Source organism: Paraburkholderia sp. (genome assembly GCF_036488795.1).
Lineage (GTDB): Bacteria > Pseudomonadota > Gammaproteobacteria > Burkholderiales > Burkholderiaceae > Paraburkholderia.
This window is the reverse complement of record NZ_DASXHA010000016.1, coordinates 1-25,801: the sequence shown is the minus strand read 5'-3', so window position 1 is coordinate 25,801 and position 25,801 is coordinate 1. Positions and strand designations below refer to the sequence as shown.

The 25,801-nt window shown below is 63.1% G+C and carries 23 protein-coding genes; 4 read left to right on the top strand and 19 right to left on the bottom strand.

From position 1 onward, the window contains the following. Positions 1-4: 4 nt before the first annotated feature. Both VGH41_RS02375 and VGH41_RS02370 read right to left on the bottom strand, forming a co-directional pair. Complete coding sequence (locus VGH41_RS02375; protein ID WP_331595741.1) at positions 5-568, bottom strand: DUF6013 family protein; 564 nt, start codon at positions 566-568, stop codon at positions 5-7. Positions 569-744: 176 nt separating this feature from the next. Continuing rightward, positions 745-1,761, bottom strand: a complete 1,017-nt coding sequence (locus VGH41_RS02370; RefSeq protein WP_331595740.1) for a zinc-binding alcohol dehydrogenase family protein — start codon at positions 1,759-1,761, stop codon at positions 745-747. 179 nt (positions 1,762-1,940) lie between these two features. Here VGH41_RS02370 and VGH41_RS02365 point away from each other — a divergent pair, with 179 nt between their 5' ends. Further along, positions 1,941-2,897: a LysR family transcriptional regulator gene (locus VGH41_RS02365; protein ID WP_331595739.1), complete on the top strand. Its 957-nt coding sequence runs from the start codon at positions 1,941-1,943 to the stop codon at positions 2,895-2,897. A gap of 72 nt (positions 2,898-2,969) precedes the next feature. Here VGH41_RS02365 and VGH41_RS02360 read toward each other — a convergent pair whose 3' ends face one another. The 3 genes from VGH41_RS02360 to VGH41_RS02350 all read right to left on the bottom strand — a co-directional run bounded on the left by VGH41_RS02360 (position 2,970) and on the right by VGH41_RS02350 (position 7,201). Next, complete coding sequence (locus tag VGH41_RS02360; RefSeq protein WP_331595738.1) at positions 2,970-3,287, bottom strand: hypothetical protein; 318 nt, start codon at positions 3,285-3,287, stop codon at positions 2,970-2,972. A gap of 72 nt (positions 3,288-3,359) precedes the next feature. Then, positions 3,360-6,212: a DNA ligase D gene (gene ligD / locus VGH41_RS02355; RefSeq protein ID WP_331595737.1), complete on the bottom strand. Its 2,853-nt coding sequence runs from the start codon at positions 6,210-6,212 to the stop codon at positions 3,360-3,362. A 2-nt stretch (positions 6,213-6,214) separates the two neighbouring features. Further along, positions 6,215-7,201: a Ku protein gene (locus VGH41_RS02350; RefSeq protein ID WP_331595736.1), complete on the bottom strand. Its 987-nt coding sequence runs from the start codon at positions 7,199-7,201 to the stop codon at positions 6,215-6,217. A 281-nt stretch (positions 7,202-7,482) separates the two neighbouring features. Between VGH41_RS02350 and serB the strand changes: the two genes are divergently transcribed. Further along, positions 7,483-8,322, top strand: coding sequence for a phosphoserine phosphatase SerB (serB, locus tag VGH41_RS02345; RefSeq protein ID WP_331595735.1), 840 nt, complete (start codon positions 7,483-7,485; stop codon positions 8,320-8,322). 31 nt (positions 8,323-8,353) lie between these two features. Here the strand turns inward: serB and VGH41_RS02340 are convergent, their stop codons facing one another. The 13 genes from VGH41_RS02340 to VGH41_RS02280 all read right to left on the bottom strand — a co-directional run bounded on the left by VGH41_RS02340 (position 8,354) and on the right by VGH41_RS02280 (position 22,278). Next, positions 8,354-8,494: a hypothetical protein gene (locus VGH41_RS02340; protein WP_331595734.1), complete on the bottom strand. Its 141-nt coding sequence runs from the start codon at positions 8,492-8,494 to the stop codon at positions 8,354-8,356. Between the two features lie 49 nt (positions 8,495-8,543). Beyond that, positions 8,544-8,990 (bottom strand): hypothetical protein, encoded by a 447-nt coding sequence (locus tag VGH41_RS02335; protein ID WP_331595733.1) that lies wholly within the window; start codon positions 8,988-8,990, stop codon positions 8,544-8,546. Between the two features lie 183 nt (positions 8,991-9,173). Beyond that, positions 9,174-10,358, bottom strand: coding sequence for a cystathionine beta-lyase (locus VGH41_RS02330; RefSeq protein ID WP_331595732.1), 1,185 nt, complete (start codon positions 10,356-10,358; stop codon positions 9,174-9,176). An 8-nt stretch (positions 10,359-10,366) separates the two neighbouring features. After that, the gene (locus tag VGH41_RS02325) at positions 10,367-11,005 is read right to left on the bottom strand and encodes a hypothetical protein (protein WP_331595731.1); all 639 of its coding nucleotides are present in this window, start codon (positions 11,003-11,005) and stop codon (positions 10,367-10,369) included. 54 nt (positions 11,006-11,059) lie between these two features. After that, the gene (bktB, locus tag VGH41_RS02320; protein WP_331595730.1) at positions 11,060-12,244 is read right to left on the bottom strand and encodes a beta-ketothiolase BktB; all 1,185 of its coding nucleotides are present in this window, start codon (positions 12,242-12,244) and stop codon (positions 11,060-11,062) included. Positions 12,245-12,383: 139 nt separating this feature from the next. Beyond that, the gene (locus tag VGH41_RS02315) at positions 12,384-13,322 is read right to left on the bottom strand and encodes a sugar kinase (RefSeq protein ID WP_331595729.1); all 939 of its coding nucleotides are present in this window, start codon (positions 13,320-13,322) and stop codon (positions 12,384-12,386) included. 4 nt (positions 13,323-13,326) lie between these two features. Next, entirely contained in the window at positions 13,327-14,730 is a 1,404-nt protein-coding gene (gene rimO, locus VGH41_RS02310; RefSeq protein ID WP_331595728.1) for a 30S ribosomal protein S12 methylthiotransferase RimO, read from the bottom strand. A 250-nt stretch (positions 14,731-14,980) separates the two neighbouring features. Further along, on the bottom strand, positions 14,981-15,559 hold the full coding sequence (gene phaR, locus VGH41_RS02305; RefSeq protein ID WP_090683853.1) for a polyhydroxyalkanoate synthesis repressor PhaR: 579 nt from the start codon (positions 15,557-15,559) through the stop codon (positions 14,981-14,983). A 140-nt stretch (positions 15,560-15,699) separates the two neighbouring features. After that, positions 15,700-16,440, bottom strand: a complete 741-nt coding sequence (locus VGH41_RS02300) for a 3-ketoacyl-ACP reductase (protein ID WP_331595727.1) — start codon at positions 16,438-16,440, stop codon at positions 15,700-15,702. Between the two features lie 170 nt (positions 16,441-16,610). Continuing rightward, positions 16,611-17,792: an acetyl-CoA C-acetyltransferase gene (locus VGH41_RS02295; RefSeq protein ID WP_331595726.1), complete on the bottom strand. Its 1,182-nt coding sequence runs from the start codon at positions 17,790-17,792 to the stop codon at positions 16,611-16,613. 89 nt (positions 17,793-17,881) lie between these two features. Further along, positions 17,882-19,729 carry a class I poly(R)-hydroxyalkanoic acid synthase gene (phaC, locus tag VGH41_RS02290; RefSeq protein ID WP_331595725.1) on the bottom strand — a complete coding sequence of 616 codons (1,848 nt, stop codon included), beginning with the start codon at positions 19,727-19,729 and terminating at the stop codon, positions 17,882-17,884. Between the two features lie 426 nt (positions 19,730-20,155). Then, positions 20,156-21,028: a peptidoglycan editing factor PgeF gene (gene pgeF / locus VGH41_RS02285; RefSeq protein WP_331595724.1), complete on the bottom strand. Its 873-nt coding sequence runs from the start codon at positions 21,026-21,028 to the stop codon at positions 20,156-20,158. Beyond that, positions 21,025-22,278: an RluA family pseudouridine synthase gene (locus VGH41_RS02280; protein WP_331595723.1), complete on the bottom strand. Its 1,254-nt coding sequence runs from the start codon at positions 22,276-22,278 to the stop codon at positions 21,025-21,027. The genes pgeF and VGH41_RS02280 overlap by 4 nt, the downstream gene beginning before the upstream one ends. A 38-nt stretch (positions 22,279-22,316) precedes the next feature. Between VGH41_RS02280 and VGH41_RS02275 the strand changes: the two genes are divergently transcribed. Then, positions 22,317-23,186, top strand: a complete 870-nt coding sequence (locus tag VGH41_RS02275; protein ID WP_331595722.1) for an outer membrane protein assembly factor BamD — start codon at positions 22,317-22,319, stop codon at positions 23,184-23,186. A 191-nt stretch (positions 23,187-23,377) separates the two neighbouring features. On the opposite strand, the gene rlmD is transcribed toward VGH41_RS02275, so the two are convergent. After that, entirely contained in the window at positions 23,378-24,682 is a 1,305-nt protein-coding gene (rlmD, locus tag VGH41_RS02270) for a 23S rRNA (uracil(1939)-C(5))-methyltransferase RlmD (protein ID WP_331595749.1), read from the bottom strand. 212 nt (positions 24,683-24,894) lie between these two features. On the opposite strand from rlmD, the gene VGH41_RS02265 reads away from it, so the two are divergent. Then, a complete protein-coding gene (locus VGH41_RS02265) occupies positions 24,895-25,758 on the top strand; it encodes an endonuclease/exonuclease/phosphatase family protein (protein WP_331595721.1) in 864 nt (287 codons plus the stop codon). Positions 25,759-25,801 lie beyond the last annotated feature (43 nt).

The window sequence follows — 25,801 nt, the reverse complement described above, 5'->3', positions numbered from 1 at the left end:
CCGCTCAGCGTTTCGCCGTCACCGAGACCTGCGTGCCGTCGCTCAGGCTCAGGGTCTTCGTGCTGCCATTGGTCGGCATCGAAAAGCGCAGGATCTGGCTGACCTTGACCTGGTTTGGACAAGTAAGCGTCTTGCCTGCGTTCGTGACCGTTCTGGTGCCGTGCGGCGTCTGTGCCTGGAAACTCATTTGCACGCTCGCCGTGCCATTCGCGGCTACGACCGGCGCGAAGCGGATCTGCGTCTGACGGATCATCGCGCCGTTGGTATCGACCGGCAGCGAGGTGTAGTCCGGGCAGTCTTCCGTGGCGGCGACCGGACCGCCGGGCGGTACCGTCTTCCAGGTGAAATCATCGGACTCGCCGGAGCGGATAGTGCGCGTTTCCTGCGCATTGCCGAACTGTTTGGAGGTGACCTTGACCGTGTAGCGAATCGGTCCGTCCGGAGCGGCCTGCGAGGTGACCGTAATGGGCGTGGCCGCGCGGGCCGCCGTCACGAACAGGCACGCAACCAGCGCGTATGTCAGAGGAGCAACAACAGAAACGGCGGAGAGTCTGAAGCACGGGCTCATACTGTCACCTCCTCGTTGTGCCGCTGCGCACCCGGGTGACGAGCCACGCAGCTATTTGCGCATGAAGCCCCGTCAGTCTAACGCCAAGCGGACCCGAGCGCGCCTCGCGCGGATCGGGTGTTAACCCGCTTGCGTTTGAGCGTCGAACAACCTAATGGCGCGCTCGAATCGGCACCTTAAAAGCCGGTTAACACGAGCTTGCCGATGGCACGTCCTTCCTCCAGCAACTGATGCGCGCGCCGCACGTTCTGCGCATTGATCTTGCCGAGATGCTCGCCGACTGTCGTGCGCAGCGTGCCCGCGTCGATCAGGCGCCCCACTTCGGTCAACAGCTTGTGCTGCTCGATCATGTCCGGTGTGCCGAACATTGAGCGCGTGAACATGAACTCCCAGTGAAACGCCGCGCTTTTTGCCTTGAGCAGTTCCACCGGAACCGGCTTGTCGTTTTCGACGATCGAGCAGATGCCCCCCTGCGGCTTGATCATCGCTGCCGCGGCGGGGAAATGCTTGTCGGTGTCGTTGAACATGAGAACAAAGTCGACATTGTCGAAGCCGATCTGTTTCAGTTGCGCCGGCATGTCGCCGAAGTGATCGATGATGTGATCCGCGCCGAGTTCGGTCGCCCACTTCGCCGATGCGGGACGCGACGCCGTAGCGATCACCGTGAGCCCGGCCAACTGCCTGGCCAACTGGATGCCGATCGAGCCGACCCCACCCGCCCCGCCGATGATCAGCACCGAACGCCCGCGATCCGCGCCTTGCGGCGACACGCCGAGCCGGTCGAACAGCGCTTCCCATGCGGTGATCGCGGTCAGCGGCAGCGCCGCCGCATGCGTGAAATCGAGTGAAGCCGGCTTGCGTCCGACGATGCGCTCGTCCACCAGGTGATATTCGCTATTCGCGCCTGGCCGCGTGATGCTGCCGGCATAGAACACAGGATCTCCGACCTTGAACAGCGTGACCTCGGGGCCGACCGCGGCCACCGTGCCCGCGGCGTCCCAGCCGAGCACGCGCGGCGCCTTCTCCACCGTGTCTTTGGGCGAGCGAACCTTGTAGTCAACCGGGTTCACGGAGATCGCCTCGACCTTCACCAGCAAGTCGCGGCCGGTGGCCTCGGGCTTGGGAAGCTCCACGTCGACGAGGGCTTCCGGCTGGTCGACAGGCAAATAACGATAAAGACCGACAGCTTTCATAACGGCTCCTGAAAAGTTTGCGGGTTCATGACTGCGTGAGAGATGCGCTTGCACGCGTGCGTTCCGGCCTGAAAGATCTCTCGTGGCCTTGAGTCAAACGCGGTGCCGTCATGATAGGGCGATCCTCCCTCTTTCAGAACCGGCATAATGGCTTAAACATCTTCTTGAAAATGCGAAGAATGACGACTCCTGCCGCGTCCGCTCCGACTTTCTTCGTCCACGACCGTGAGCGGCTCGACCTGCTCGATGTCGCGCTGTTCGTGCGGGCCGCGCTGCTCGCCAACGTGTCGGCGGCGGGTCGTGAATTCGGGCTGTCGGCCGCGGTTGCGAGCGCCCGGCTGGCGCAACTGGAACGCCTGCTCGGCGCCCGCCTGCTGCACCGGACCACCCGCCGCATCAGCCTCACGCAGGACGGTGAAGTTTTCATGGCGCATGCCCAGCGGCTGCTCGAGACGGCCGCTGCGGCGCGCGCCTCGGTCGGACGCGCGCAGACCGAACCGCAGGGGCGGCTACGCGTATCGATGACCTCGTCGTTCGGACGCCAGCACGTGTCGCCCGTGATCCCCGAGTTTTTGCGCCGCTATCCGGGCGTGAGCGTCGACTTGCGGCTGTCCGATCAGATGGTGGATCTCGTGGACGCCGGGATCGATCTGGCGATCAGGCTCGGAGCACTCAAGGATTCGACGCTGGTAGCGCGACGCCTCGCCGCCAACCGGCGCGTGATCTGCTGCGCGCCCGCCTATCTGGAGGCGCACGGCACCCCGCATCACCCGGCCGAGCTCGCGCAACACGAGTGCGTGATTCTGTCAGACCAGAATACGTGGGCATTCGACACCCCGGCCGGGCGCCTCGACGTGCGGGTCGGCGGCCGGCTCGCCACGGATAATGGTGAAGTGATCCGCGACGCGCTGCTGGCCGGTTTCGGCATCGCGCTCAAGTCGACGTGGGATGTGGCGCCCTACTTGCGCAGCGGCGAACTGGTCAGTGTGCTGGACAGCTATCCGCTCGCGGAAACGGTCGCGATCTGGGCCGTCTATCCGAGCCGCGCATTCGTGCCGCCGAAGACGCTGGCGTTCATCGACTTTCTTGCCGCGCATTTCGGCGATCCGCCGTATTGGGACGTCGAGCCGGGCTGAGGTCGTCCGACGGCGGCTCCGCCGAAACCGGCCTCATGCGATGGCCGCCCGATCGCGTACCCAGTTGTGCAGTCAGTGTTTGCGGCCCCGTTGCGCCTTGCCGGCGGAATTGCTATTGCTGTGAGCGTCGTTTTGGGTACGCTCCTGATACTCGTCGCCGCCGCGCCGGTCCGTATCTTTCAGGCCGCGTTCGAGATCGCGATGGGCCTGTTTGCCAACGCCACGCGGATCGTCCTCATGCTGCGATTCGGGACTCTGATCCGTCTCGTGCGGCAACGGCACCGTTTCGTCCTGCAAGGTACGCTTCTGCGGATGCGCGTTCGCCTGAGCGCTCTTGCCCTTGGCCGGCTGCTTGCCGCTGCCAGTCGATACCTGCGGTGATGTCTTCATTGCGTCCTCCGGTTTTCATTGCATTTGAGCTCACTTTGCACAAGCGCCCAAGGCGCGTGCGCAATGGCGTACTCACCCCGCTTCGGCATCATCCAGCCGCTTCTTCATGGCCGCGGTGATGCGTTGCCGCGTCTTTGCGTAGTCGGCCCACGGGTCTTGCCGCAGCGATTCGAGCCGTTCATGCAGGTTGGCGATGGTCCATTGATCGCCCGCCGTGGTGCCGGCAACCTCATCCCATGCAAGCGGCACCGATACGCCGAGACCAGCGCGCGCCCGCGCCGAATACGCGGCGACCGTGCTCGAGCCGCGGTTGTTGCGCAGATAGTCGACGAAGATCTTGCGCTTGCGATTCTGCGCGCCCATCTTCGCGGAGAAATGTTTGGGCAGCGTTGCGGCCATATGCTGGGCGACGGCCTGCGAAAACGCCTTCACGTCGTCCCAGCCCGCCTGTTTCGCCAGCGGCACGACCACATGCAGTCCCTTGCCGCCACTCGTCTTGCAGAACGACACGAGACCGAGTTCCTCCAGCAGCGTACGCGTCAACTGCGCCGCTTCGATCATCTTTTCCCACCCCAGCGCCGGGTCCGGGTCGAGATCGAACACGACCCGGTCGGGCTTCTCGATGTTCGACGCCACGGCGTTCCATGTGTGCAGCTCGACGGTGCCCATCTGTGCGGCGCCGATCAGCGCCTTCAGCGTATCGATCGTGATCAGCGGCGGATGGCCCGGGTCCAGATCCGGATGCTGCGTGACATTCGGGATAGACAGCTTCTGGCTGTGCTTCTGAAAAAACAGTTCGCCTCCGATGTCCTCCGGCGCCCTCACCAGCGAAACCGGCCGGTCTTTCAGATGCGGCAGTATCCAGTGCGCCACTGATTCGTAGTACTGCACGAGATCGATCTTGCGCGCGCCGCCATGCTTGTCGATCACGCGATCCGGATGCGAGATGCGCACGCCGGCGATCGTGGTTGTCGCGCCGGCAGAGGCTTTTGTGCGGCGGGGTGTGTCGGTGTCGGCCGCGGCATTGAGATTGGCGTCGGGATCGGCACTGGAACCGGCCGTGGCCACCCGCGGCTTTTTCACAGCAGGTTTCGCGGCGCTCTTCGACGCGGTGCGTTTTTTCGCGGGCGCATCGCCGCCTGTGTCGGTTGCATGTCGTTGCACGTCCACTCCTTTGCGTGGCGTTTCCATGACGATCTGCCGCGCCGGTTTGTCGCGCCTCAAGCTGACAAACGACGCCTGGCGCACGATCCGCTCGTCGGTCCATTCCGCGAAATTGCATTCGCAGACAAGCTCCGGCTTGACCCAATGCACCGGCGTGCGGCTGCGCTCGCGCGGCGCGCCGGCGAACGGCATGCGCGAAGTCGCGAGCGAGTCGAGTTCTTTCTTCACGGAGCGCAACAGTGCCGCGTCGAAGCCCGTGCCTACCCGGCCGGCATATTGCAGCTTGCCCTTGCCGTCATGGACGCCAAGCAGCAGCGCACCGAAAGCCGCGCGGCTGCCAGTCGGCTCCGTATACCCGCCGATCACGAACTCCTGCCGCCGCCGGCATTTCAGCTTGATCCACGTGGCGGTTCGGCCCGACGTGTAATGACTGTCGCGCCGCTTGCCGATGATGCCTTCGAGCGCCATGTCGCAGGCGCTCCTCAACAGATCGTCGGCACCGAAGCCGAAATCTTCCGAAAAACGCAGGATAGGATCGTCGACCTCTTCAAGCAGCGCCTGCAGAATCGCCCTTCGCTGTACGAGCGGCACACCGCGCAAGTCGTAGCCGTTCAGGAACGGAATGTCGAACAGGTAGATCACGATGTCTTGCGGACGGTCGGCATCGAACGCGTTTTGCAGCGCCTGAAAATTGGGCACGCCTTTTCCGTTTAACACCACCGCCTCGCCATCCAGCCACGCGCTGTCGAGACCGAGGTCCGCGAGCGCCTCCACCTGCTTGCTGAACTTCGCGGTCCAGTCGTTGCCCGCGCGCGTGAAGACGCTCACGGGCTGCTTCTTCGCGTGATGATCGATACGCGCAAGCACGCGGTAGCCGTCGAACTTGATCTCGTACGACCATGCGTCGCCCGGCGGGGCGGCGTCGACCAGCGTCGCCAGTTGCGGCTTGAAGGTGGCGGGCAACGCAGCCTTCCTTGCACCTTCGATCGCGGGCGACGCGGCTAACGTACGCAGTGATTCCGTGCTGCGGTTCGCCACGATGTCGGTTTTTTGGGGCGCGGCCGTGCGCGCGCGGCCACTGGTTTTCGGTTTGGCGCTCTTGCTGCTGCGCGCCGAATGTTGTGCCGCAGTGCGCGGCGCGGCGGGTTTGCGTGCGCGCGGCGCGGCAGCGCCATCGTCAAGCACGCTGCCGGGCCGTTCGGCGAGCACATCGAATTCGGCTTCGCTGCGCGCTTCATCGTCACGTTCCTTGATCAGCAGCCACTGTTCCTTGTCGCCGCTGCCGCGCATGTGGCTGCGCACCAGCATCCAGCCGCCGTGCAGTTTGTCTCCATCCAGCGTGAACTTAAGCTTGCCCGCCTGATAGGCTTCGCGGGCGTGGGCGACCCCGCCCTCAGGCTGCCACGTGCCGCGATCCCAGACGATCACCGAACCCGCGCCGTAGTTGCCGGGCGGAATCTCGCCTTCAAAGGTGCCGTATTCCACCGGGTGATCTTCGACATGGACGGCTAACCTCTTTACCGACGGATCCAGACTCGGTCCCTTGGGCACCGCCCACGACTTCAGCGTGCCGTCGAGTTCGAGCCGGAAATCGTAATGCAGGCGGCGCGCATCATGTTCCTGGATGACATAGGAAAGCGCCTGCGCAGACTTGCGCGGCGCGACTTTGGCGCCGGCGGGTTTGCGCGTCGCTTTGCCCGACGGCTCAGGCGTTTCGTCAAAGCGGCGCTTGCGATGGTAAGGCTCGAGACGCTCGCTCATGGCTAGGCCGCCGTGCGTTTGCGATGCGTCGTCTCTTTACGGGAAGCGGCTGCGCGCGCGCCACTACTGCTGGCGCGTTTGACCGAAGCCGTCTTGCGGCGCGGCGGCGCAGGGGTTTCGTCTGCGTCGCTCTCGTCTTGCGCCGCTGCCTTTAAAGCGGCCTGGTTTTGGGCGCGGCCACCTGCCTTACCCTTGCCGCGCCCAAGGCTGCGTTTGAGCAGATCGGAGAGATCGAGAATCTCGGCAGACTGACGCGCTTCGCGCGGCGTTTCGACATCGGTGATCTCTGCGGTCTTCCCCGCGCGGACCTTGCGATCCACCAGCGCCATGATGTCGTCGCGGAAGGTATCGTGATACGCGGAGGGATCCCACCTGTCGCTCATATCGTCGATCAGCTTCTTCGCCATGTCGAGTTCGCGCGCCGTGACGCCGGCCTTTTTCGTATCTTCTGCCGGCAACTTCAATTCGTTGAAGTCGCGCACTTCGTCCCCCCAGCGCAGGGTATTCAACGCCAGCACCGGTCCGACCGGAATCAACGCCGCCAGATGCTGCTTGTTGTGCAACACGACGTTCGCCACGCCGATCTTGCCGGACGCCTTCAACGCCTCGCGCAGCAACGCGTAGACTTTCTCGCCCTTGCGATCCGGAGCGAGGTAATAAGGCGTATCCAGATACAGAAACGAGATGTCGGGCGCATCCACGAAAGCGAGAATGTCGACGGTCTGCGTGGATTCCGGATTCGCCGAGCGGATCTCGTCATCAGATAGGACGACATACTTGTCCTTCTCGTACTCGAAGCCGCGCACGATGTTGTCGCGGGTGACTTCCTTGCCGGTGCGCTTGTTGATCTGGCGGTAACCGATCGGATCGATCGAGCGCTTGTCGAGCAGATTGAAGCCGACTTTCTCGGATTGGGTGGCCGGATAGAGTTGTACCGGCACGTGCACGAGGCCGAAGCTGATCGCGCCTTTCCAGATCATGTGAGACATTGTGCACTCCCAAAGGCCGGGACCTGGAAGAGAAGCAGCAAGCGTGCCACCGATGTTTGCGCCGTACCGCGCCGCGCCCACGATGCGCGCGCCCGCGAACATGGATGCCGTGTTGTAACTCTTGCGCCGGCGCGGCAAAAGATACGGCCTGCCGACCTACCTGGCGCAACCCGCAAGGTACGGCCGCGAAGCCTCGAAAACATGCTGAACGTCGCATTGCGCCGACCCGTTACAATGATGCGATTTTCCGCGCGCCGTGCGCTCTTTTCTTCTGCGTTGTCATGAACCTCGTTATTCAAAGCCCTGCACCGCTGTCCGCCGACCACCACAAGACGCTCGTCGCGCTCTCGCGCGGCTCGCACGCGCAGATCGTCGACGCGCACGCGATTCGCATTGCCGATGTGGACGAAGGCCAGCGCGCCGATCTGGACGTCTACTGCGGCACGCACGCGCTCGATTACGCGTTCGTCGAGGCGGGCCGGCACTTGCGTGACTTCGGCCTCGTCGCGATGGATATGGATTCAACGCTGATCACGATCGAATGCATCGACGAGATCGCCGATTATTGCGGCCTGAAGGCTGAGGTCGCTGCAATCACCGAAGCGGCCATGCGCGGCGAAATCCAGGATTTCAACGAAAGTCTCACGCGCCGCGTGGCATTGCTCAAAGGCCTCGACGCGAGCGCGCTGGAACGTGTCTATGAAGAGCGGCTGCGCCTGTCGCCGGGTGCGGAACAAATGCTGGCGGGCGCCAAGGCTGCGGGCCTGAAGACGCTACTGGTGTCGGGCGGCTTCACGTTCTTCACGGAAAAGCTGAAGACGCGTCTTGGCCTGGATTTCACGCATGCCAATACGCTCGAAATCGTCGATGGCAAGCTGACCGGTCAGGTGAGCGGCGAGATCGTCAACGCCGACGTCAAGGCACGCACGTTGCGCGAAACCTGCGCGCAACTGGGCATCGACCCCGCGCGCGCCATCGCGATGGGCGACGGTTCGAACGATCTGAAGATGATGGCCGCAGCTGGACTATCCGTCGCATTCAGGGCGAAGCCGGTGGTGCGCGAAGCGGCGAGCGTCGGGTTTAACTACGTCGGGCTGGACGGGTTGCTGCGGCTGTTTTGATGCGTGAGATCAACTCGAAGGCCGCCTGGTTTCATTGGATATGCCGGAGAACAATCGCAATGCCCATGGCAGTGGTAGATATCCCCATTGCCGCGATACCGACGTAAGCCGCCCACTTGATCATCCTGTCGGCGTTGTCACCCGTCTGGATATAACGAATGTAGTCGAACATGCCCCCTCCTGATTGAGCCTGAATTTTATCTCAAACAGGCTAATTTTAACTATCTTAAATAAAGGTGTAGTGCGGCGAAACAGATTGAGACGGCGCTCACCAGTCCAATCGAAAATCCAGTTATCCGCGTGCCCGGCGGCCCAATTGGCGGCCGCAAGCGCCTTGATCTTCTTTGGTCGCCCCGTTCGTCGTTGCACGTCTTCGTGGTCGCCATCATGACGATGACCGAACTGACAAAGGCAAAGACGCAAAACCCCGCAACCGCAAGCTCCAGCACAGGCGTTGCACCTCGGGCCTCTAGCGCGATCACAGCATCGTAAATGGCTGAGGCTGACAGCGCGGTCGCAGACCACAACAACTGACCGTCTCTGACCGACCCGATAACGAGTTGCCGCGCGACTCCATATCCGTGTGTGACGACCGTGAGCGCCAACGTAAAAACAGGCACGACGATCGGTACAACGAGATTCAGCAGCAGCCAGAAGAAAAAATTCATTGAGGTTGAGCCCGCAGCGGCGGCCGTTGATCAGATCTGCTTTATCGTATCGGCCAGTCTCGCTCGAGACCATTCGGCCGAATGGCCAGGTCGCGCCGCCACGCGTTGTCGTGAAGCAAAGAAAAAGCCCATCGAGAGACACTCTCGACGGGCTTTGCCCCACTCCGTCAACCCGCGAAGCCTCTACCCCAAGGCATTCAGACAGCGTTCCATATCCGCCTGCAGATCCGCCTCTTCTTCGAGGCCAATATAGAAACGCACCAGCGTGCCGCGATGCGGCCACTGTGCTGCGGTTCGCATGGATGCAATGTCGTACGGCATAACAAGACTATGCGCCCCGCCCCAGCTCCAGCCGATCGAAAACAGCTCGAGCGACTCGCAGAACGTATCGATTTGCGCCGGACTGTAACGTCCGTCGAACACCACCGAAAACAGGCCACCGGCACCCGTGAAGTCGCGTCGATAGATCTCGTGACCCGGGCAATCAGGCAACGCGGGATGCAGCACCGCGGCAATCTCGGGGCGCGTCTTCAGCCACTTTGCAATAGCCAGTGCACTACGATCGTGCTGCTCGAAGCGCACCTTCATGCTCGGCAAGCTGCGCAGGATCAGCGAGCAGTCGTCTGCCGAAACGCCAATGCCCATGCGCATCCGCGCCGCCTTCAGTTTCAGATGCAGCTCGCGCTCGACGGTAATGGTTGCGCCCATCAGCACGTCGCCGCCGCCGGACTGGTACTTGGTCAGCGCCTGCACCGAGATATCGACGCCATGCTCGAATGGACGAAACGCGAGCCCGGCGGACCATGTGTTGTCGATGGCGGTAATGATGTTGCGAGCCCGCGCCGCCGCGGTGATCGCGTCCACATCGGGCACTTCCATCGTCACCGAGCCGGGTGCTTCGAGCCAGATCAGCCGGGTGTTCGGCTGAAGCAGATCGGCAATCCCCGCACCGATCAGCGGATCGTAATACCGCACCGTAATGCCGAAGTCTTTGGCGAGCCACTCGCCATGCTCGCGGTTCGGCGAATAGACGTTGTCGGGAATCAGCACGTCGTCGCCGGCTTTGACCAGACCGAAGTACACGTTGGAAATCGCCGACAGGCCCGACGGTTGCAGCAGCGCCTGATTACCGCCTTCGATCGCGGCGAGCCGCTGCGCGAGCGTCGACGAAGTGGGCGTGGCGTGTAACCCATAACGCCACTGAGCGTCGTTGCGCCAGTCGAGTGAACGCATCGTCGCGAGATCAGGGAACACCACGGTCGAGGCGCGCGCCACCGGCACCGCGAAAGATTCGAAGCCCGGCGTGAGCTGGTCTTCAGCGCGTACGATGCGCGTCTGCAAGCCGCGTTTGGATTTGGATTGGGTCATGGATACGCTTAGTCACCGATACTCAAATTGCTGACACCGTTTACCGCGTGGCCGCCACTCGCGGCGACCGCGGGTGTCGCCGGCGCAGGCGCGGTCGCAGCGGAAGGCGCAGCACTTTGCGCGCTGGCCGCCGGCACCGGCTGCCCGGGCGCCAATGGACGCAGATCGAAGGGCTGCGGATCAGAATCGTCGACGTTCATGCGGTCGCCCCCGAGCGTGCCGTCCGCGGCAAACTTGCCCACCCAGTTGCCGGTGATGTGCGTGCCGTCGTTCGACTCTTCGACTTCGAGCGTGTCGCCGTCACGGTCGCCGGCAATCAGGATCACTTCGCCCGTGTCGGTGAACTGATACTCGCCGTGTACGCCGGCGGGATCATCGGACTTCGGACCCAGCCGCAAGACGATCTGACGCTTGCCGAGCATACCCGCGAACCGCGGAAACTTCGCGAATTCCGGGCTTGGCTTAAGCGGCAGCTGGATTGGCGGCGGCGCGGCCAGTTCCTTGACCGCATCGCTTTGCGCCCAGGCCTGCGCAGGCATCACAGCAGCCGCGCCCATGACCAGCAGCAACGCCGCCGCGCCGCGTAGCGTGGCTGTCGTCCAGCCACGCCGGCGCGCGGCCCCATTCATCGCTTTCAATGCCTGCATTCGTTCCTTCCTGATTGCAAGAAGCCAGGCAAGTCGCACCTGGCTTCAGATCCTTCAAATCCGCTCGAAAATCGCCGCGATGCCCTGGCCGCCGCCAATGCACATCGTCACGAGTGCGTAACGCCCGCCAATGCGTTGCAGTTCGTACAGCGCCTTCACGGTGATCAAGGCGCCGGTCGCGCCGATCGGGTGGCCAAGCGAGATGCCTGAGCCGTTCGGATTGACCTTCGCGGGATCGAGCCCGAGTTCCTTGCTGACCGCGCAGGCCTGTGCCGCGAACGCCTCGTTGGCTTCGATGACATCGAGATCCGCGACGCTCAGGCCGGCCCGTTCGAGCACCTTGCGCGTGGCCGGCACCGGGCCGATTCCCATATAGGCCGGATCGACGCCTGCATGCGCATAGGCGACGAGGCGCGCCAGCGGCTTGATGCCGCGTTGTTGCGCGACGCTGCGCTCCATCAGCACGACGGCTGCCGCTGCGTCGTTGATGCCGGACGCGTTGCCCGCCGTCACCGTGCCGTTCTCCTTCGCGAACACCGGCTTCAACTTCGAAAAATCTTCCACCGACGCATTCAAGCGCACATGTTCGTCCTGTTCGAAGACGACATCACCCTTCTTCGACGGGATCGCGATCGGCAGGATCTGTTCCTTGAAATAGCCGCTCGCAATCGCATGGGCCGCACGACGATGCGATTCCAGCGCAAGCGCGTCCTGCGCCTCGCGCGAAATGTCATATTTCTTCGCGACGTTCTCGGCGGTCACACCCATGTGGATGGACTGGAACGGATCGTTCAGCGCGCCGAGCATCATGTCGACGAGTCGGGCGTCGCCCATGCGCTGCCCGAAGCGCGCCGCGGGCATGATGTACGGCGCCCGGCTCATGTTTTCCGCGCCCCCGCCGATTGCGATGTCCGCGTCGCCGAGCAGCACGCTTTGCGCCGCCGAGACGATGGCCTGCAAGCCGGAGCCGCACAGCCGGTTGACCGTCAGCGCGGGCGCGTGTTGCGCGACGCCGCCGTCGAGCGCGGCCACGCGGGCCAGATACATATCTTTAGGTTCGGTGTGAACCACGTTGCCGAACACCACCTGACCGACTTCGTCGCCATTCACGTTCGCCCGTGCCAGCACTTCGCGGACGACGCGCGCACCTAGCGCGGTCGGAGAAAAGTCCTTCAGGCTGCCGCCGAAATCGCCGATTGCGGTACGCACACCGCTTACCACCACTACGTCTCGTTGCATCACTCGCTCCTCTTCTCCAATATGCATTTTCGCAGCCTGCACGGCGGCTGCTTCGATGACCGCCTGATGCTTCGATCGCCGGTCTGCATGCGGCGCCCCTGGAGCGTCCGCGGCTTACATAACGTAACGCTGCGCGCGTTCAGCCGGCCAGCGCCTGTTCGACCACAGTGCGGTGGGGAATCGGCGCAACCGCCCCGAATCCTTGCGTCGACAGCGCCGCCGCAGCATTCGCATAGCGCGCCGCGGCAAACGGGTCGTCACCGGCCACGATGCGCGCCATGAACGCGCCGCCGAAGCAGTCGCCGGCGCCGGTCGCATCCACCGCGTTCACGACGTGGCCTGGCACCATGCGGCGTTCATCCGGCGTCGCCACATACGCGCCTTGCTTGCCGAGCTTGAGCGCGACCACGCGCGGTCCGAGCGCCAGCAGAAAATCGAGGATCTCGTCACAGCCCGTGAGCCCCGTCAACACAGTCACGTCGTCCCAGCTGGGCAAGCAGATATCGGTGTGGCGGATCGCATCGAACATCACTGCGCGGGCCCGCGCCAGCGGCCACAGTTTAAGACGCAGATTCGTGTCGAAACTGACCTTCACGTTATTTGCTCGTGCATGCGCGATGGCGGCCAGCGCGGCGTCGCAGGCACTCGTGCTGATCGCGAGGCTGATGCCGGACAGATGTAGCGCCTGAGCCGCCGCAATCGCCTCGAGCGGCAAATCATGAGGCGCGTAGCGGCTCGCGGCCGAACCCGCGCGCAGATAGTCGAACTGATGTCCCTCCGGTCCGTGCGAAACGAAGTAGACGCCAGTGGGCGCGCGCGGATCGATCTTGACGAGCGACGTGTCGACCGACTCGCACTGCCATTGATCGAGCAGGAGACGCCCGAAATGATCGTCGCCCACGGCGGATATGAAGCCCGTCGTCGCCCCCTGGCGGGCGGCCGCAAAGCAGAAGTTCGAGGTGTCGCCGCCGAACCCTTGCAGATAGTTCGGCTGGTCTTTCGACGACTGGTTGAATTCGACCATCGCCTCGCCGAGCGCGAGGATGGCGGGTGCCGCTGCGTTCGACGGGTTTGTCATTGAATCAGACCTCGCCCCACAGATCGTGGCCGTCGGCACCGGTGATCTTCACCGACACGAAATCGCCTACCTTGTAGCGCTTCGACGCCTTGCTGGTCGGCGCGATATACACGACGCCGTCGATCTCCGGCGCGTCGGCGGCCGTGCGGCCCACGCCGCCGTCGGTATTGATCTCGTCGACCAGCACCTTGAGCGTCTTGCCGACCTTGCGGGCAATCCGCTTCGCCGATACTTCCTCGGCTACTTCCATGAAACGGGCGCGGCGTTCCTCGCGCACTTCATCGGGCAATGCGCCGTCGAGTTCGTTGGCCGTCGCACCTTCCACCGGCGAGTAAGCGAAGCAGCCCACGCGATCCAGTTCTGCTTCGCGAATGAAGTCGAGCAGTGTCTGGAACTGCTCTTTGGTCTCGCCAGGAAAACCGGCGATAAACGTGCTGCGAATAGTCAGGTCCGGACACACCTCACGCCAGGCGCGCACGCGCTCCAGCACCTTCTCCGCGTTGGCTGGTCGTTTCATGCGCTTTAGCACTTCCGGATGAGCGTGCTGGAACGGCACGTCGAGGTACGGCAGGATATGGCCCTTGAACGGGCCTTCCGCCATCATCGGAATGACTTCGTCGACGCTCGGGTACGGATAGACGTAATGCAGGCGCACCCACGCGCCATATTGCGCGGCCAGTTCGCCGAGCGCCGCGACGAGGTCCGTCATGCGCGTCTTGATGGGCTTGCCGTTCCAGAATCCCGTCCGGTATTTCACATCCACGCCGTAAGCGCTCGTATCTTGCGAAATGACGAGTAGCTCCTTGACGCCGGACTTGAACAGGTTTTCCGCCTCGAGCATCACTTCGGCCACCGGGCGCGAGACGAGGTCGCCGCGCATGGAGGGGATGATGCAGAACGTGCAGCGGTGGTTACAGCCTTCAGAAATCTTCAGATACGCATAGTGACGCGGCGTGAGCTTCACGCCCGCGGCGGGCACCAGATCGACGAACGGATCGTGCGGCTTCGGCAGATGACTATGCACCGCCTGCATGACTTCGCCGACCGCGTGCGGGCCGGTCACGGCCAGTACCTTCGGGTGCACTTCTTCGATCAGACCCGAGCCGCTCGCGCTCTTCTTCGCGCCGAGGCAGCCGGTGACGATCACCTTGCCGTTTTCCGTCAGCGCCTCGCCGATTGCGTCGAGGCTTTCCTGCACCGCTTCGTCGATGAAGCCGCAGGTGTTGACGACGACGAGGTCGGCGCCATCGTACGTGCCGGAGATCTCATAGCCTTCGGCGCGCAGTTGCGTGATGATCTGCTCGGAGTCGACCAGGGCTTTGGGACAGCCAAGCGAGACGAAACCGACCTTCGGGGCTATCTGGACAGGCGAAGGCGTGGGCGCGGCGGAAGTGGGGGTCTGCGACATAAAAATTGTGGTCCGGCGAAGAATGGCGATGGCTGTAGCAAAGACGGGCGATAGCAGGTGTGCTCGACCGCGACTGGCGGCCTCGACGGCCGCCGTACGGCGCGCGACGGCGACATGACCAAACTACGCCCTGCGCACGCAACCCGCCATTGTACCGCGCGGCGGGCCGACCCCGCCCGCCGTGCTCGCTCACACTCCCACTCATACCCGTCCGGCAGCGTTTGCCCCATTCCACCCGGCTGCCTTGCGCTTACTTCTTCTCCGGCTCCGGATTCGTCTGCGGATTGGCCGGCGTGAACGGGAACGTGCTGAACATCGACTTGGCCTGGTTCTGCATCTGTTCCTGCATCTGCACGAACATGTTCTTCGACTGTTCGATATAGCTGGTCATCATGCCTTGCATCATCGGCGCCTGCATGTTCATGAACTGCGACCAGACTTCGGGGTTCATGGCCTTGCCTTCGTACAGGTTCTTCGACTGGTCGGCGAGCTTTGCCTGAATGTCGATGAACGCCTGAATGTTCTTCTCGAGATACGTGCCCATCATCCCCTGCATCGCGTGCCCATAAAAACGGATGATCTGCGAGAGCATCGACGACGAGAACATCGGCAGGCCGCCGCTCTCTTCTTCCAGGATGATCTGCAACAAAATGGCGCGCGTCAGGTCCTCGTTGCTCTTCGCATCGATAACCTTGAAATCCTCCTGATCCAGCACGAGCTGTTTGACATCGGTAAGCGTGATGTAGGTGCTTGTCTCGGTGTCATAGAGCCGACGGTTCGGATATTTCTTGATGAGTCGTTCGGCAGTTTTCTTTGTAGTAGTGGTCATTTAACGCCTTTGAGCGCCATTGAAAGCGCAGAAACGGCGTCCTGTCGCACACGCAATCGGGCCATGATTGCGCGTGCGAGACGCCGCCGGAAACACCTGAACCATGCAGTGCTCCGTCTCGTGACGGAACGCCTCACGGATCAGCCCATATGCAACCCACCGTTCAACGAGAAATCGGCTCCCGTGGAAAATCCCGATTCGTCCGACGCGAGCCATGCAACGATCGAGCCGATTTCATCCGGATGGCCAAGACGGCGCACCGGAATCGTCGCGACGATCTTTTCCAGCACGTCGGGGCGGATGGATTTAACCATATCCGTGCCGATATAGCCGGGCGACACCGTATTCACCGTGACGCCCTTGGTAGCGACTTCCTGAGCCAGCGACATGGTAAAGCCGTGAATGCCGGCCTTTGCGGTGGAGTAATTCGTTTGACCGAACTGGCCCTTCTGCCCGTTGACCGACGAGATGTTGATCACCCGCCCCCAGCCGCGCTCGACCATTCCGTCGATGACCTGCTTGGTGACGTTGAAGAGGCTCGTCAGGTTGGTGTCGATCACCGCCGTCCAGTCTTCATGCGTCATCTTGCGGAACACGACGTCCCGCGTGATACCCGCGTTGTTGACCAGCACGTCGATCTCGCCGACTTCGGCTTTGACCTTGTCGAAGGCCGCTTTGGTCGAATCCCAGTCACCGACGTTGCCTTCCGAGGCGATGAAATCGAAGCCGAGTGCCTTCTGCTCGTCGAGCCACTTGACCCGGCGTGGGGAGTTCGGGCCACAGCCGGCGACGACCTTGAAGCCTTCCTTATGCAGACGCTGGCAAATGCTCGTGCCGATGCCGCCCATCCCGCCCGTTACATACGCAATTCGCTGTGCCATAAATCACACTCCATTATCGTTTTTCGAGGCGCCGACCGGCAGCCCCTTCCCTCGCCTGGTGCTGCATCTCCATTGCCGCCGGGCGACCGGCTGGCGAGGCCTACCCTACACCGCGCGCCTGCTTGCGGCCCTCACTGCGGCTGCAAGACCAGCGCCCGTCAGACTCCTCTTCAGGCGCGCTCGACCGCGAGCGCGACGCCCATGCCGCCGCCGATACACAGCGACGCCAGACCCTTCTTCGCGTCGCGCTTCTGCATTTCGTGCAGCAGCGTGACGAGAATCCGGCAGCCGGACGCGCCGATCGGATGGCCGATGGCGATTGCACCGCCGTTCACGTTGACCTTCGAGGTGTCCCAGCCCATTTGCTGATGCACGGCAAGCGCCTGCGCGGCAAATGCTTCGTTGATCTCCATCAGGTCGAGATCCGACGGGCTCCAGCCCGCGCGCTCCAGACAGCGGCGCGACGCCGGCACCGGGCCCATGCCCATCACCTTCGGATCGACCCCCGCATTGGCATACGCCTTGATGCGTGCGAGCGGCGTGAGGCCAAGCGCTTCGGCCTTCTTCGCAGACATCACCAGCACCGCGGCCGCGCCGTCGTTCAAGCCCGACGCGTTCGCCGCCGTCACCGTGCCTTCCTTCGAGAAGGCCGGCTTCAGTCCGGCCAGCGATTCGGCTGTGACACCATGTCGCACGAACTCGTCAGTGGCGAAACGCAGCGGCTCGCCTTTGCGTTGCGGGATTTCAACCGGGACGATCTCATCATCGAAACGGCCGGCCTTCTGTGCGGCTTCCGCCTTATTTTGCGAAAGAGCCGCGAACGCGTCCTGCTGCTCGCGCGTAATGCCGTATTCCTTCGCGACGTTCTCAGCGGTCACGCCCATGTGGTACTGGTTGTAGACGTCCCAAAGACCGTCGACGATCATGCTGTCGATCAGCTTGGCGTCGCCCATGCGGAAGCCGTCACGCGAGCCCGGCAGCACATGCGGGGCCGCGCTCATGTTCTCCTGGCCACCGGCGACGATGATGTCCGCGTCGCCTGCGATGATCGCGTTGGCGGCCAGCATCACGGCCTTCAGGCCCGAGCCGCAGACCTTGTTGATGGTCATGCCGGGCACCGCGGCCGGCAGCCCCGCCTTGATCAGCGCCTGGCGCGCCGGGTTCTGTCCGGAGCCCGCCGTCAGCACCTGACCCATGATGACTTCGCTGACCTGTTCGGGCTTCACGCCCGCGCGTTCGAGTGCGGCGCGAATCACGAGCGCGCCGAGATCAGGCGCGGCGGTTTTCGCCAGCGACCCACCGAATTTGCCGACTGCCGTACGCGCGGCCGATACGATCACTACATCAGTCATTTCAATTTCCTCCGGGACATCGCGGCCACTCGCGCCGCCGCCCAGTCAAGTTAAAAAACCCATTCACCTGCACGTTGCCGCGCTGCCGACTACTCGCGTTGCATCACATAGCGCCCCGGGGCCGGCTCGATGACCGGGAAATCAGCCGAGCCCGCCTGCGCGCGCGGCTTGACCTTCTTGCCGCCATACTGGTCGAGCCAGCGGATCCATTCGGGCCACCAGCTGCCGGGCACTTCGGCGGCCGCTTCGAACCAGTCGTCCGGATGCTCCGGCAAGGCCCTGTCTTCGCCCTTCAGCACCCAGTAATTGCGCTTGTTCTTGGCCGGCGGATTGATCACGCCGGCAATGTGGCCCGACGCGCCGAGCACGAATTCCAGCGGACCGGTCAGCAACGGCACGGAAGCATAAGCCGTTTGCCACGGCACGATATGGTCTTCACGCGACCCGTAGATGAAAGTGGGCACGTCGATACGCGACAGGTCCACCTTCTCGCCGCACACCGTCAACGCATCCGGTTCACGCAGCCGGTTCTCGAGATAGGTATTGCGCAGGTACCACACGTACATCGGACCTGGCAGACTGGTCGAATCGCTGTTCCAGTACAGCAGGTCGAACGGTGTCGGCGTGCGACCTTTTAGATAATTGTCGACGACATAGTTCCACACCAGGTCGTTCGGACGAAGGAACGAGAACGCATTGGCAAATTCGATGCCGCGCATCAGACCCGGCTGCGTGCCGTTCTTGCCGCCGATAGTCTGCTCGCGCATTTGCACATGCGCTTCGTCGACAAAGACATCGAGCACACCCGTGTCCGAAAAATCGAGCATGGCGGTGAGCAGGGTCATCGACGCCGCCGGATGTTCGCCGCGTGCCGCAGCCACCGCTAGCGCCGTGGCGAGCATCGTGCCGCCGACGCAAAAGCCGAGCGTGTTGATCTGCTCGCGTCCGCTGATCTGACGCACCGTGTCGATCGCAGCAAGCACGCCTTCGTCCACGTAGTCGTCCCACGTCTTGTGCGCGAGCGACGCATCGGCATTGCGCCACGAAATCAGGAACACCTGATGCCCCGACTCGAGCCCGTGCGCGACGAGCGAGTTCTCCGGCTGCAGATCGAGGATGTAGAACTTGTTGATGCACGGCGGCACGATCAGCAGCGGCCGCTCGCGCACGGTCGCCGTGCGTGGCTTGTACTGGATTACCTGGATCAGGTCGTTTTCAAACACGACCGAACCTTCCGTGTTCGCGAGATTCTTGCCGACCACAAAGCGCGATTCGTCCGTTTGCGAAATCTTGCCGCGCTGCATGTCGCCAAGCAGGTTCGCAACGCCCTGGCGCAGGCTTTCACCGCGGCTCTCGAGCAAGGTCTTTTGCGCTTCGGGATTCAACGCGAAGAAGTTGCTCGGCGATGCGGCAGCAGTCCACTGCTGCACAGCGAAACGAATCCGTTCGCGCACTTTCGGCTCGGCGTCGAGCGCTTCGACGAGTTCCTGCAGATAGCGCGCGTTCAATAAATACCACGCGGCGGTAAATGCATACGCCGGCGTTGCGCTCCATGCTTCAGCGCTAAAACGACGGTCTTTAAGTTCGGGGATTTTCGGCTTCGCGTCGGCCGCTTGCTGAATCAGTTGCAGCGCGTCGCGCGAATAGTCGGTCTGCAGTTTCTGCAGACGCTCGGCGGGTATCGCGGCCGTGGGTAACTTGAAATTCGCAAATGGCGACATTGCGGCGGCTGCGTTGCTGAAGTCGGGCATGGCCGGCATTTGCGGCATCGCGAATGGCGCACTGTTGCCCGCGGGCGGCACACCGAGCGCGCGCCATGCATTCATCCACGCGTCGAATAGCTGTTGCGGACCGGCGGCATTGGCACCGGCCTGCTGGGTACGCTGCGTCGCGGAGTCCGTGCTTGAGGAAGTCGAGGAATGTTGTGATGCTGCCATACCTGCTTTTGACCGGTGAGTCCTCGCGGACGGTTGAGAGGCAGGTTTATTGCGCACGTGGGCGATTGCTCGCGACCTCGTCACGCCCTGTCCCGTGTATCAGGAACATTCTTGCTCCCCATCGCAAGGCATGTCAATGCTTGTTCCCGATTTTGCCGCAGTGCGATATTTTTTTAATTATCGTTTTCCCCATGTATTTCATCATGCTATTGCAGCACACCGGGAAATATCCTGAACACATGAAAAAGGCCCGTATTACCGGGCCTTTTTAGGACTTGAATGATTGAATTCAGCGGGTTTGCGGGCCACCTCCGGCGACCGCCGCGCAACCTGCCGCAGCGCAACAAAAATACCCGGACGCCCCCGCACAAACCCTGGCGCGTCCCGCCCGTCATGGCTTCCAGAGGGCCGCGCGAGATGCTCGCGTCAATCGGCCAGCCAGATCATCGCGGCCATACGGCCGGTGACACGATCACGCCGGTACGAGTAGAAGCGTTCGCGTTCAGTGACGGTACAGGTATCGCCACCGGTAATCTGCGTCACGCCGAGTCGTTGCAGACGCAAACGTGCGAGCGCGGGAAGATCTGCAAGATATTTCCCCGGCGCAGCGGCGCGCGGCACGAATGCCCGGGCGGTCGCTTCACGTTGTGCGTCGTCGACACCGTTCATGAAGGCGTCACGCACGTCTGCCCCCACCTCGAAGGCATCCGGCCCGATCGAAGGGCCCAGATAGGCATGCAGGGATTGCAATGGCACGCCGGCAAGCCCGGCGACACGCTGTGCGGTCTTTTCGACGATGCCCGCGGCGAGTCCGCGCCAGCCCGCGTGAGCCGCACCCACCGCGCGGCCGGAAGCATCGCACAACAGCACCGGCATGCAATCGGCAACCATCACGACGCAGATCGTCCCCGGCTGATTCGTTACGCTCGCGTCGGCGCGTGTGATGGACGCGCTCTCGCGTGCTTGCGCGAGCACATCCTCAGCGCGGACCACTTCAGCGCCGTGGATCTGTTCGAGCCAGGCCGCGTCTTGCACGCCCGTGAGCGTCATCAGCCGTGCGCGATTTTCGGCGACGCACGCCGGATCGTCGCCGGCCAGACGCCCAAGGTTCAGGCCACCGGGGCGATCGACGCCATCCAGCCAGCGGCCATAAGGCGGCAAGCTCACGCCGCCGTTGCGCGTGGTGACAAGTGCGCGCACGCGCGGCGACACGTCCCACCCGGGTTGCCGCACGTCGGCAAGCGACAGCCCGGGCAGCGACCCCGATGGCGGCTCCACGGGCACCTCAGGCTGCGTCATGCGCGATCGTCCTCATGGTCGTCATCTTCATCGTCGTAGTCTTCGTCATCGAAGGAAGCTTCGTAGCCTTCACCTTCCTCACCTTCGTAATACGCTTCGTCGAATTCGCCCTCTTCGTCACGGCCGAGTCCGAGCGCCGCCGACAGCACCGCCATATCCTCAGGCACCTCCGCGCGCCATTGCATCTCCCGGCCGGTCTGCGGATGAATCAGACCAAGGCGCCACGCGTGCAGAGCCTGACGCGCGAAGCCGTCCGGCAATGGCGTAACCGAACGCTTGCCGCGGGCGCGGCCATAGACCGGATCGCCGAGCAACGGATGGCCAATGTGAGCGCAATGCACGCGAATCTGATGCGTACGGCCAGTCTCCAGATCACAGTGAATTGCCGACACCGGTTGCCGCTGCCAGATTGCCGAGTCGACGCGGCGAAAGTGCGTGCGCGCGGGTTTGCCCGCCGCGCTCGTCACCACGGCCATGCGCGTGCGTTCGCGCGGGTCACGGCCAATCGGTGCGTCGATGGTGCCTTCGTCCGGCATGTTGCCCCACACGAGCGCCAGATAGCGGCGCTTCACGGTGCGCGCCTGCAGCTGGCGCACGAGATCCGTCTGCGCCTCGAGCGTGCGCGCGACCACCATCAGGCCCGAGGTTTCCTTATCGAGCCGATGCACGATACCCGCGCGCGGCAAGCCCGCCGCCGACTCCCCGTAACGATGCAAGAGCCCATTGAGCACCGTGCCGCTCCAGTTGCCGGCGGCAGGATGCACCACCATGCCGGCGGGCTTGTTGATGACGACCAGCGTGTCGTCCTCGTAGACGATCTCGAGCGGCACCGGCTCGGGCGTGAAGGCGAGCTGCTCGGGCAGCAGGTCGGGCACCAGCTCGATGTGCGCGCCCAACGGCACCGGCTGACGAATCCTGGCGGGTTTGCCGTCCACCCGCACGCGTTCTGCTTCGATCCAGCTTTGCAGCCGGTTGCGGGAGAACTCTGGAAAGACTTTGGCGAGCACCTTGTCGAGCCGTTCGCCGGCCAGTTCGTCCGGCACCGCGACGACCCGCGGGCTATTGTCCACATCGCGGCCGGCCACCGTCGGCACATCGGCCGGGGCCCCTGCGGGCGTCAGCGCTTCACTGTCGAGATCGTCATCTAACGAATCCCCAGCCAACGCGTCGGAGGGGTCAGCGCTTGGGCTATAATCTTTGTTGCTATTCCGGGTGCCAGTAGCGGGAACCGGATTATTTGAACGGGTCATTGAGTCTGGGTCACCTGGACGTAAAGCTAGACTGGAAAATGCGAGCCTTGAACATCAATACTGAAACGGCCAAAACGGCAGCCCTGAAGATAGCGGCCCACAAGACGGCCGCGAAAGTGGCCAGATATTTTGCATGCCTTGCGGCCATTGCTCTCGTGGCGGCTTGCCACGGCCTGCCGGAAAAGACCGATGAAACGGCCACCTGGGCCAACAACAAATTATATACGGAGGCGAACGACGCCTTGTCCGGCGGCGACTGGGCCAAGTGCGCGAAATACTTCGAGATGCTTCAGGGTCGTGATCCGTTTGGCCACTTTGCCCAGCAGGCGCAAATCAACGTCGCTTACTGCAACTGGAAAGACAGCGAACCCGACGCCGCCAACACGGCTGTCGACCGCTTCATCCAGCTGCATCCGGGTCATCCTGATATTGCCTACGCGTACTACCTGAAGGGCATGATCAACTTCAACGACGACCTCGGTCTGTTCGGCCGCTTCTCCGGCCAGGACATGAGCGAGCGTGATCCGAAGTCGCTGCGCGAGTCGTATGACGCGTTCAAGGTCGTGGTCGACAAGTATCCGAACAGCAAGTATGCGCCGGACGCAGCGCAACGCATGCGCTACATCGTGAATGCGCTGGCCTCGCACGAAGTGCATGCGGCGGACTACTACTACCGTCGGGGCGCTTATGTAGCGGCCATCAATCGCGCACAGCTGACCATCAAGGAATACAAGAATGCACCGGCTATTGAAGACGCGCTGCATATCATGATCCTGTCGTATCAGAAGCTGGATCAGCCGCAAATGGCCGACGACACCCGCCGCGTGCTGGCCGGCACCTTCCCGGACAGCCCGTACATCACCGGGCACGCGCGCCCGGGTACGGAAAAATCGTGGTGGCAGTTCTAAGCCACGTGCCATTCGAGCGCGGCTGCGGGTGATGTAGTTGGTCTGCAGCCGCGCTTAATGAAAAAACGCCACGAAGTCGTGGCGTTTTTTATTGGCGGTCCGGGTTCAGGCTCATTGCGGCTTTCCGGTTAGTCGCGGTGATTGCGGCACCTCGGACAGCGGCCGCGCCCATGGCGAGCCGCCGCGCGAACCTAGTCGCGTTCGAACAGCGCAATCGACTCCACGTGCGACGTGTGCGGGAACATGTTCACCACGCCCGCGCCCTTCAGCCGGTAGCCGGCCTCGTGGACCAGCAGACCGGCGTCGCGAGCGAGGGTCGACGGGTTGCAGGACACGTAGACAATCCGGCTGGGCAGCGGACCTTCACCGCTTTGCGCAATCTCCGCCAGCGCCTTCGATACCGCCAGCGCGCCCTCACGCGGCGGATCGATGAGGAATTTGTCGAAGTGACCGAGCGCGCGCATGTCGTCGGCGGTGACCTCGAACAGATTGCGGCACGCGAACGACGTATGACCCGCCACGCCATTTCCCTCGGCATTGGCCAGAGCACGCGTGGTCAGCACCTCGCTGCCTTCGATGCCCACCACTTCCTTCGAAATCCGCGCGAGCGGCAGCGTGAAATTGCCGATCCCGCAAAACAGATCGAGCACGCGATCGGTTCGCGAGGGCGCCAGCAGCCGCAGCGCACGGCCCACCAGCACACGATTGATCTGGTGATTGACCTGGGTGAAATCGGTCGGCTTGAACGGCATGCGGATGTTGAATTCCGGCAGCGTGTAGTCAAGCCGCGCGTCGAGCGGATAGAACGGCGCCACCGTTTCCGGCCCCTTCGGCTGCAGCCAGAACTGCACCTGATGCTGATCGGCGAAGTCGCGCAGCAATTGCTCGTCGGCGGCGTTGATCGGCTCGAGAATGCGCAGCACCAGCGCCGTCACTGACGAGCCCACTGCCAGTTCGATCTGCGGCATGCGCTCGCGAATCGACAGCCCTTCGACCAGTCGGCGCAGCGGCACCAGCATCGCCGAGACGTGCGGCGGCAACACTTCGCAGCTTGTCATATCGGCGATAAAGCTGCTCTTGCGTTCGTGGAACCCCACCAGCACGCCGCCCTTTTTCGCGACATTGCGCACGGTCAGACGCGCCCGGTAGCGGTATCCCCAGGACGGGCCGTGAATCGGACGGAACATCGTCTCGGGCCGCAGCCTGGCCAGATGCGCGAGATTGTCTTCCAGTACGCGCTGCTTGACGGCGATCTGCGCCCGCACGTCCAGATGCTGCATCGAGCAGCCGCCGCAGGTGCCGAAGAACTGACACTGCGGCTTGGTGCGCATTACGCTTTCGCTCAGTACATCGACCACTTCCGCCTGTTCGAAACTCGGCTTCCTGCGATAACTCAAATAGCTAACCCGTTCGCCGGGCAGCGCGCCCTCGACGAAAATCACCTTGCCCGGCGTGCCGTCTTCATTGACGGTGCGGCCCACGCCGCGTGCTTCCATGTCGAGCGATTCGACTTCCAGAACTGGGGCATTAACGGGCACAAGGGGCGCACCCGCCTCGGCGGACGCTTTTTTCTTGCCTCGCGACGAGCGGTTGGAGGTTCGATTGGGGGCGCGATGAGGGGCGATCTGAGACACCTGCGGCTTCCTGACAAACAGTTGGGCGAAGGCGAGATTGTAGACGAACCGCAACCGGCGACGGAGATTTGACGATGCGACTGATCAGCTGGAATGTCCAGTGGGGACGCAACGCGGCAGGCGGCGTGGACCTGGCGCGCACGCTCGCGGAAGCACGGCGGCTCGCCGATTTCGACGTGCTGTGCCTGCAGGAAATCACGCGTGGTTTTGCTGCACTGCCCGGCCATCCGGGCGACGATCAGTTCGCCGAACTGGCCGCGGCGCTGCCGGACTTCACGATCGTCGAGGCAATCGGCGCCGACCTTGCGCCACTCGGGCCACTCGGGCCGGGTGTGCAACGCCGGCAGTTCGGCAATGCGCTGGCCACGCGCTGGCCGGTGGGGCGCGTCACCCGTCACGCGCTGCCGTGGCCGGCGGATCCTGTCGCCCCGTCGATGCAGCGTGTCGCACTCGAAGCCGAACTGCAGGCCCCAGGCGGTGCGTTGCGGGTGCTGACGACGCACCTGGAGTTCTATTCGGTCACACAACGGCTCGCGCAGGTCGACGCGCTGCGACGTCTGCAACTGGAAGCGGTTGACCACGCCGCACACCCAGCCAAAGCGGAGACCACCGAAGGGCCGTTCACCTTGACGGCACGCCCTGTCAGCGCGATCGTCTGCGGCGATTTCAATAGCAGCTTCGGTAGCGAGGCGTATCGGCGGATGCTGGAACCGCTCGCAGGCAGCCCCGCTTTCATCGACGCCTGGACGACGCTCCATCCCGGGGTTACGCCGCCCCCCACTGCCGGCGTGTATGACACCGAGCAATGGTCATCAGGCCCGCTCACCTGCGATTTCGTCTTCATTACGGAGGATTTGCGCGACCGCCTGCGAAGCTGTGAAATCGACGGTGCGACGCGCGCGTCAGATCATCAGCCGGTGTTGCTGGAACTGGATTGAACGGACGCGCACCGTTCAGTTCTCGAACGCCGCCAGATACTCC

Coding starts and splice junctions, on each gene's coding strand:
- ligD (WP_331595737.1), bottom strand. CDS start 6,212: ATGAGCGAGCGTCTCGAGCCTTACCATCGCAAGCGCCGCTTTGACGAA.
- VGH41_RS02360 (WP_331595738.1), bottom strand. CDS start 3,287: ATGAAGACATCACCGCAGGTATCGACTGGCAGCGGCAAGCAGCCGGCC.
- phaR (WP_090683853.1), bottom strand. CDS start 15,559: ATGACCACTACTACAAAGAAAACTGCCGAACGACTCATCAAGAAATAT.
- rimO (WP_331595728.1), bottom strand. CDS start 14,730: ATGTCGCAGACCCCCACTTCCGCCGCGCCCACGCCTTCGCCTGTCCAG.
- VGH41_RS02315 (WP_331595729.1), bottom strand. CDS start 13,322: ATGACAAACCCGTCGAACGCAGCGGCACCCGCCATCCTCGCGCTCGGC.
- VGH41_RS02265 (WP_331595721.1), top strand. CDS start 24,895: ATGCGACTGATCAGCTGGAATGTCCAGTGGGGACGCAACGCGGCAGGC.
- bktB (WP_331595730.1), bottom strand. CDS start 12,244: ATGCAACGAGACGTAGTGGTGGTAAGCGGTGTGCGTACCGCAATCGGC.
- pgeF (WP_331595724.1), bottom strand. CDS start 21,028: ATGACGCAGCCTGAGGTGCCCGTGGAGCCGCCATCGGGGTCGCTGCCC.
- rlmD (WP_331595749.1), bottom strand. CDS start 24,682: ATGGAAGCACGCGGCGTGGGCCGCACCGTCAATGAAGACGGCACGCCG.
- serB (WP_331595735.1), top strand. CDS start 7,483: ATGAACCTCGTTATTCAAAGCCCTGCACCGCTGTCCGCCGACCACCAC.
- VGH41_RS02340 (WP_331595734.1), bottom strand. CDS start 8,494: ATGTTCGACTACATTCGTTATATCCAGACGGGTGACAACGCCGACAGG.
- VGH41_RS02330 (WP_331595732.1), bottom strand. CDS start 10,358: ATGACCCAATCCAAATCCAAACGCGGCTTGCAGACGCGCATCGTACGC.
- VGH41_RS02375 (WP_331595741.1), bottom strand. CDS start 568: ATGAGCCCGTGCTTCAGACTCTCCGCCGTTTCTGTTGTTGCTCCTCTG.
- VGH41_RS02275 (WP_331595722.1), top strand. CDS start 22,317: ATGCGAGCCTTGAACATCAATACTGAAACGGCCAAAACGGCAGCCCTG.
- VGH41_RS02325 (WP_331595731.1), bottom strand. CDS start 11,005: ATGCAGGCATTGAAAGCGATGAATGGGGCCGCGCGCCGGCGTGGCTGG.
- VGH41_RS02335 (WP_331595733.1), bottom strand. CDS start 8,990: ATGAATTTTTTCTTCTGGCTGCTGCTGAATCTCGTTGTACCGATCGTC.
- VGH41_RS02350 (WP_331595736.1), bottom strand. CDS start 7,201: ATGTCTCACATGATCTGGAAAGGCGCGATCAGCTTCGGCCTCGTGCAC.
- VGH41_RS02370 (WP_331595740.1), bottom strand. CDS start 1,761: ATGAAAGCTGTCGGTCTTTATCGTTATTTGCCTGTCGACCAGCCGGAA.
- phaC (WP_331595725.1), bottom strand. CDS start 19,729: ATGGCAGCATCACAACATTCCTCGACTTCCTCAAGCACGGACTCCGCG.
- VGH41_RS02295 (WP_331595726.1), bottom strand. CDS start 17,792: ATGACTGATGTAGTGATCGTATCGGCCGCGCGTACGGCAGTCGGCAAA.
- VGH41_RS02365 (WP_331595739.1), top strand. CDS start 1,941: ATGACGACTCCTGCCGCGTCCGCTCCGACTTTCTTCGTCCACGACCGT.
- VGH41_RS02300 (WP_331595727.1), bottom strand. CDS start 16,440: ATGGCACAGCGAATTGCGTATGTAACGGGCGGGATGGGCGGCATCGGC.
- VGH41_RS02280 (WP_331595723.1), bottom strand. CDS start 22,278: ATGACCCGTTCAAATAATCCGGTTCCCGCTACTGGCACCCGGAATAGC.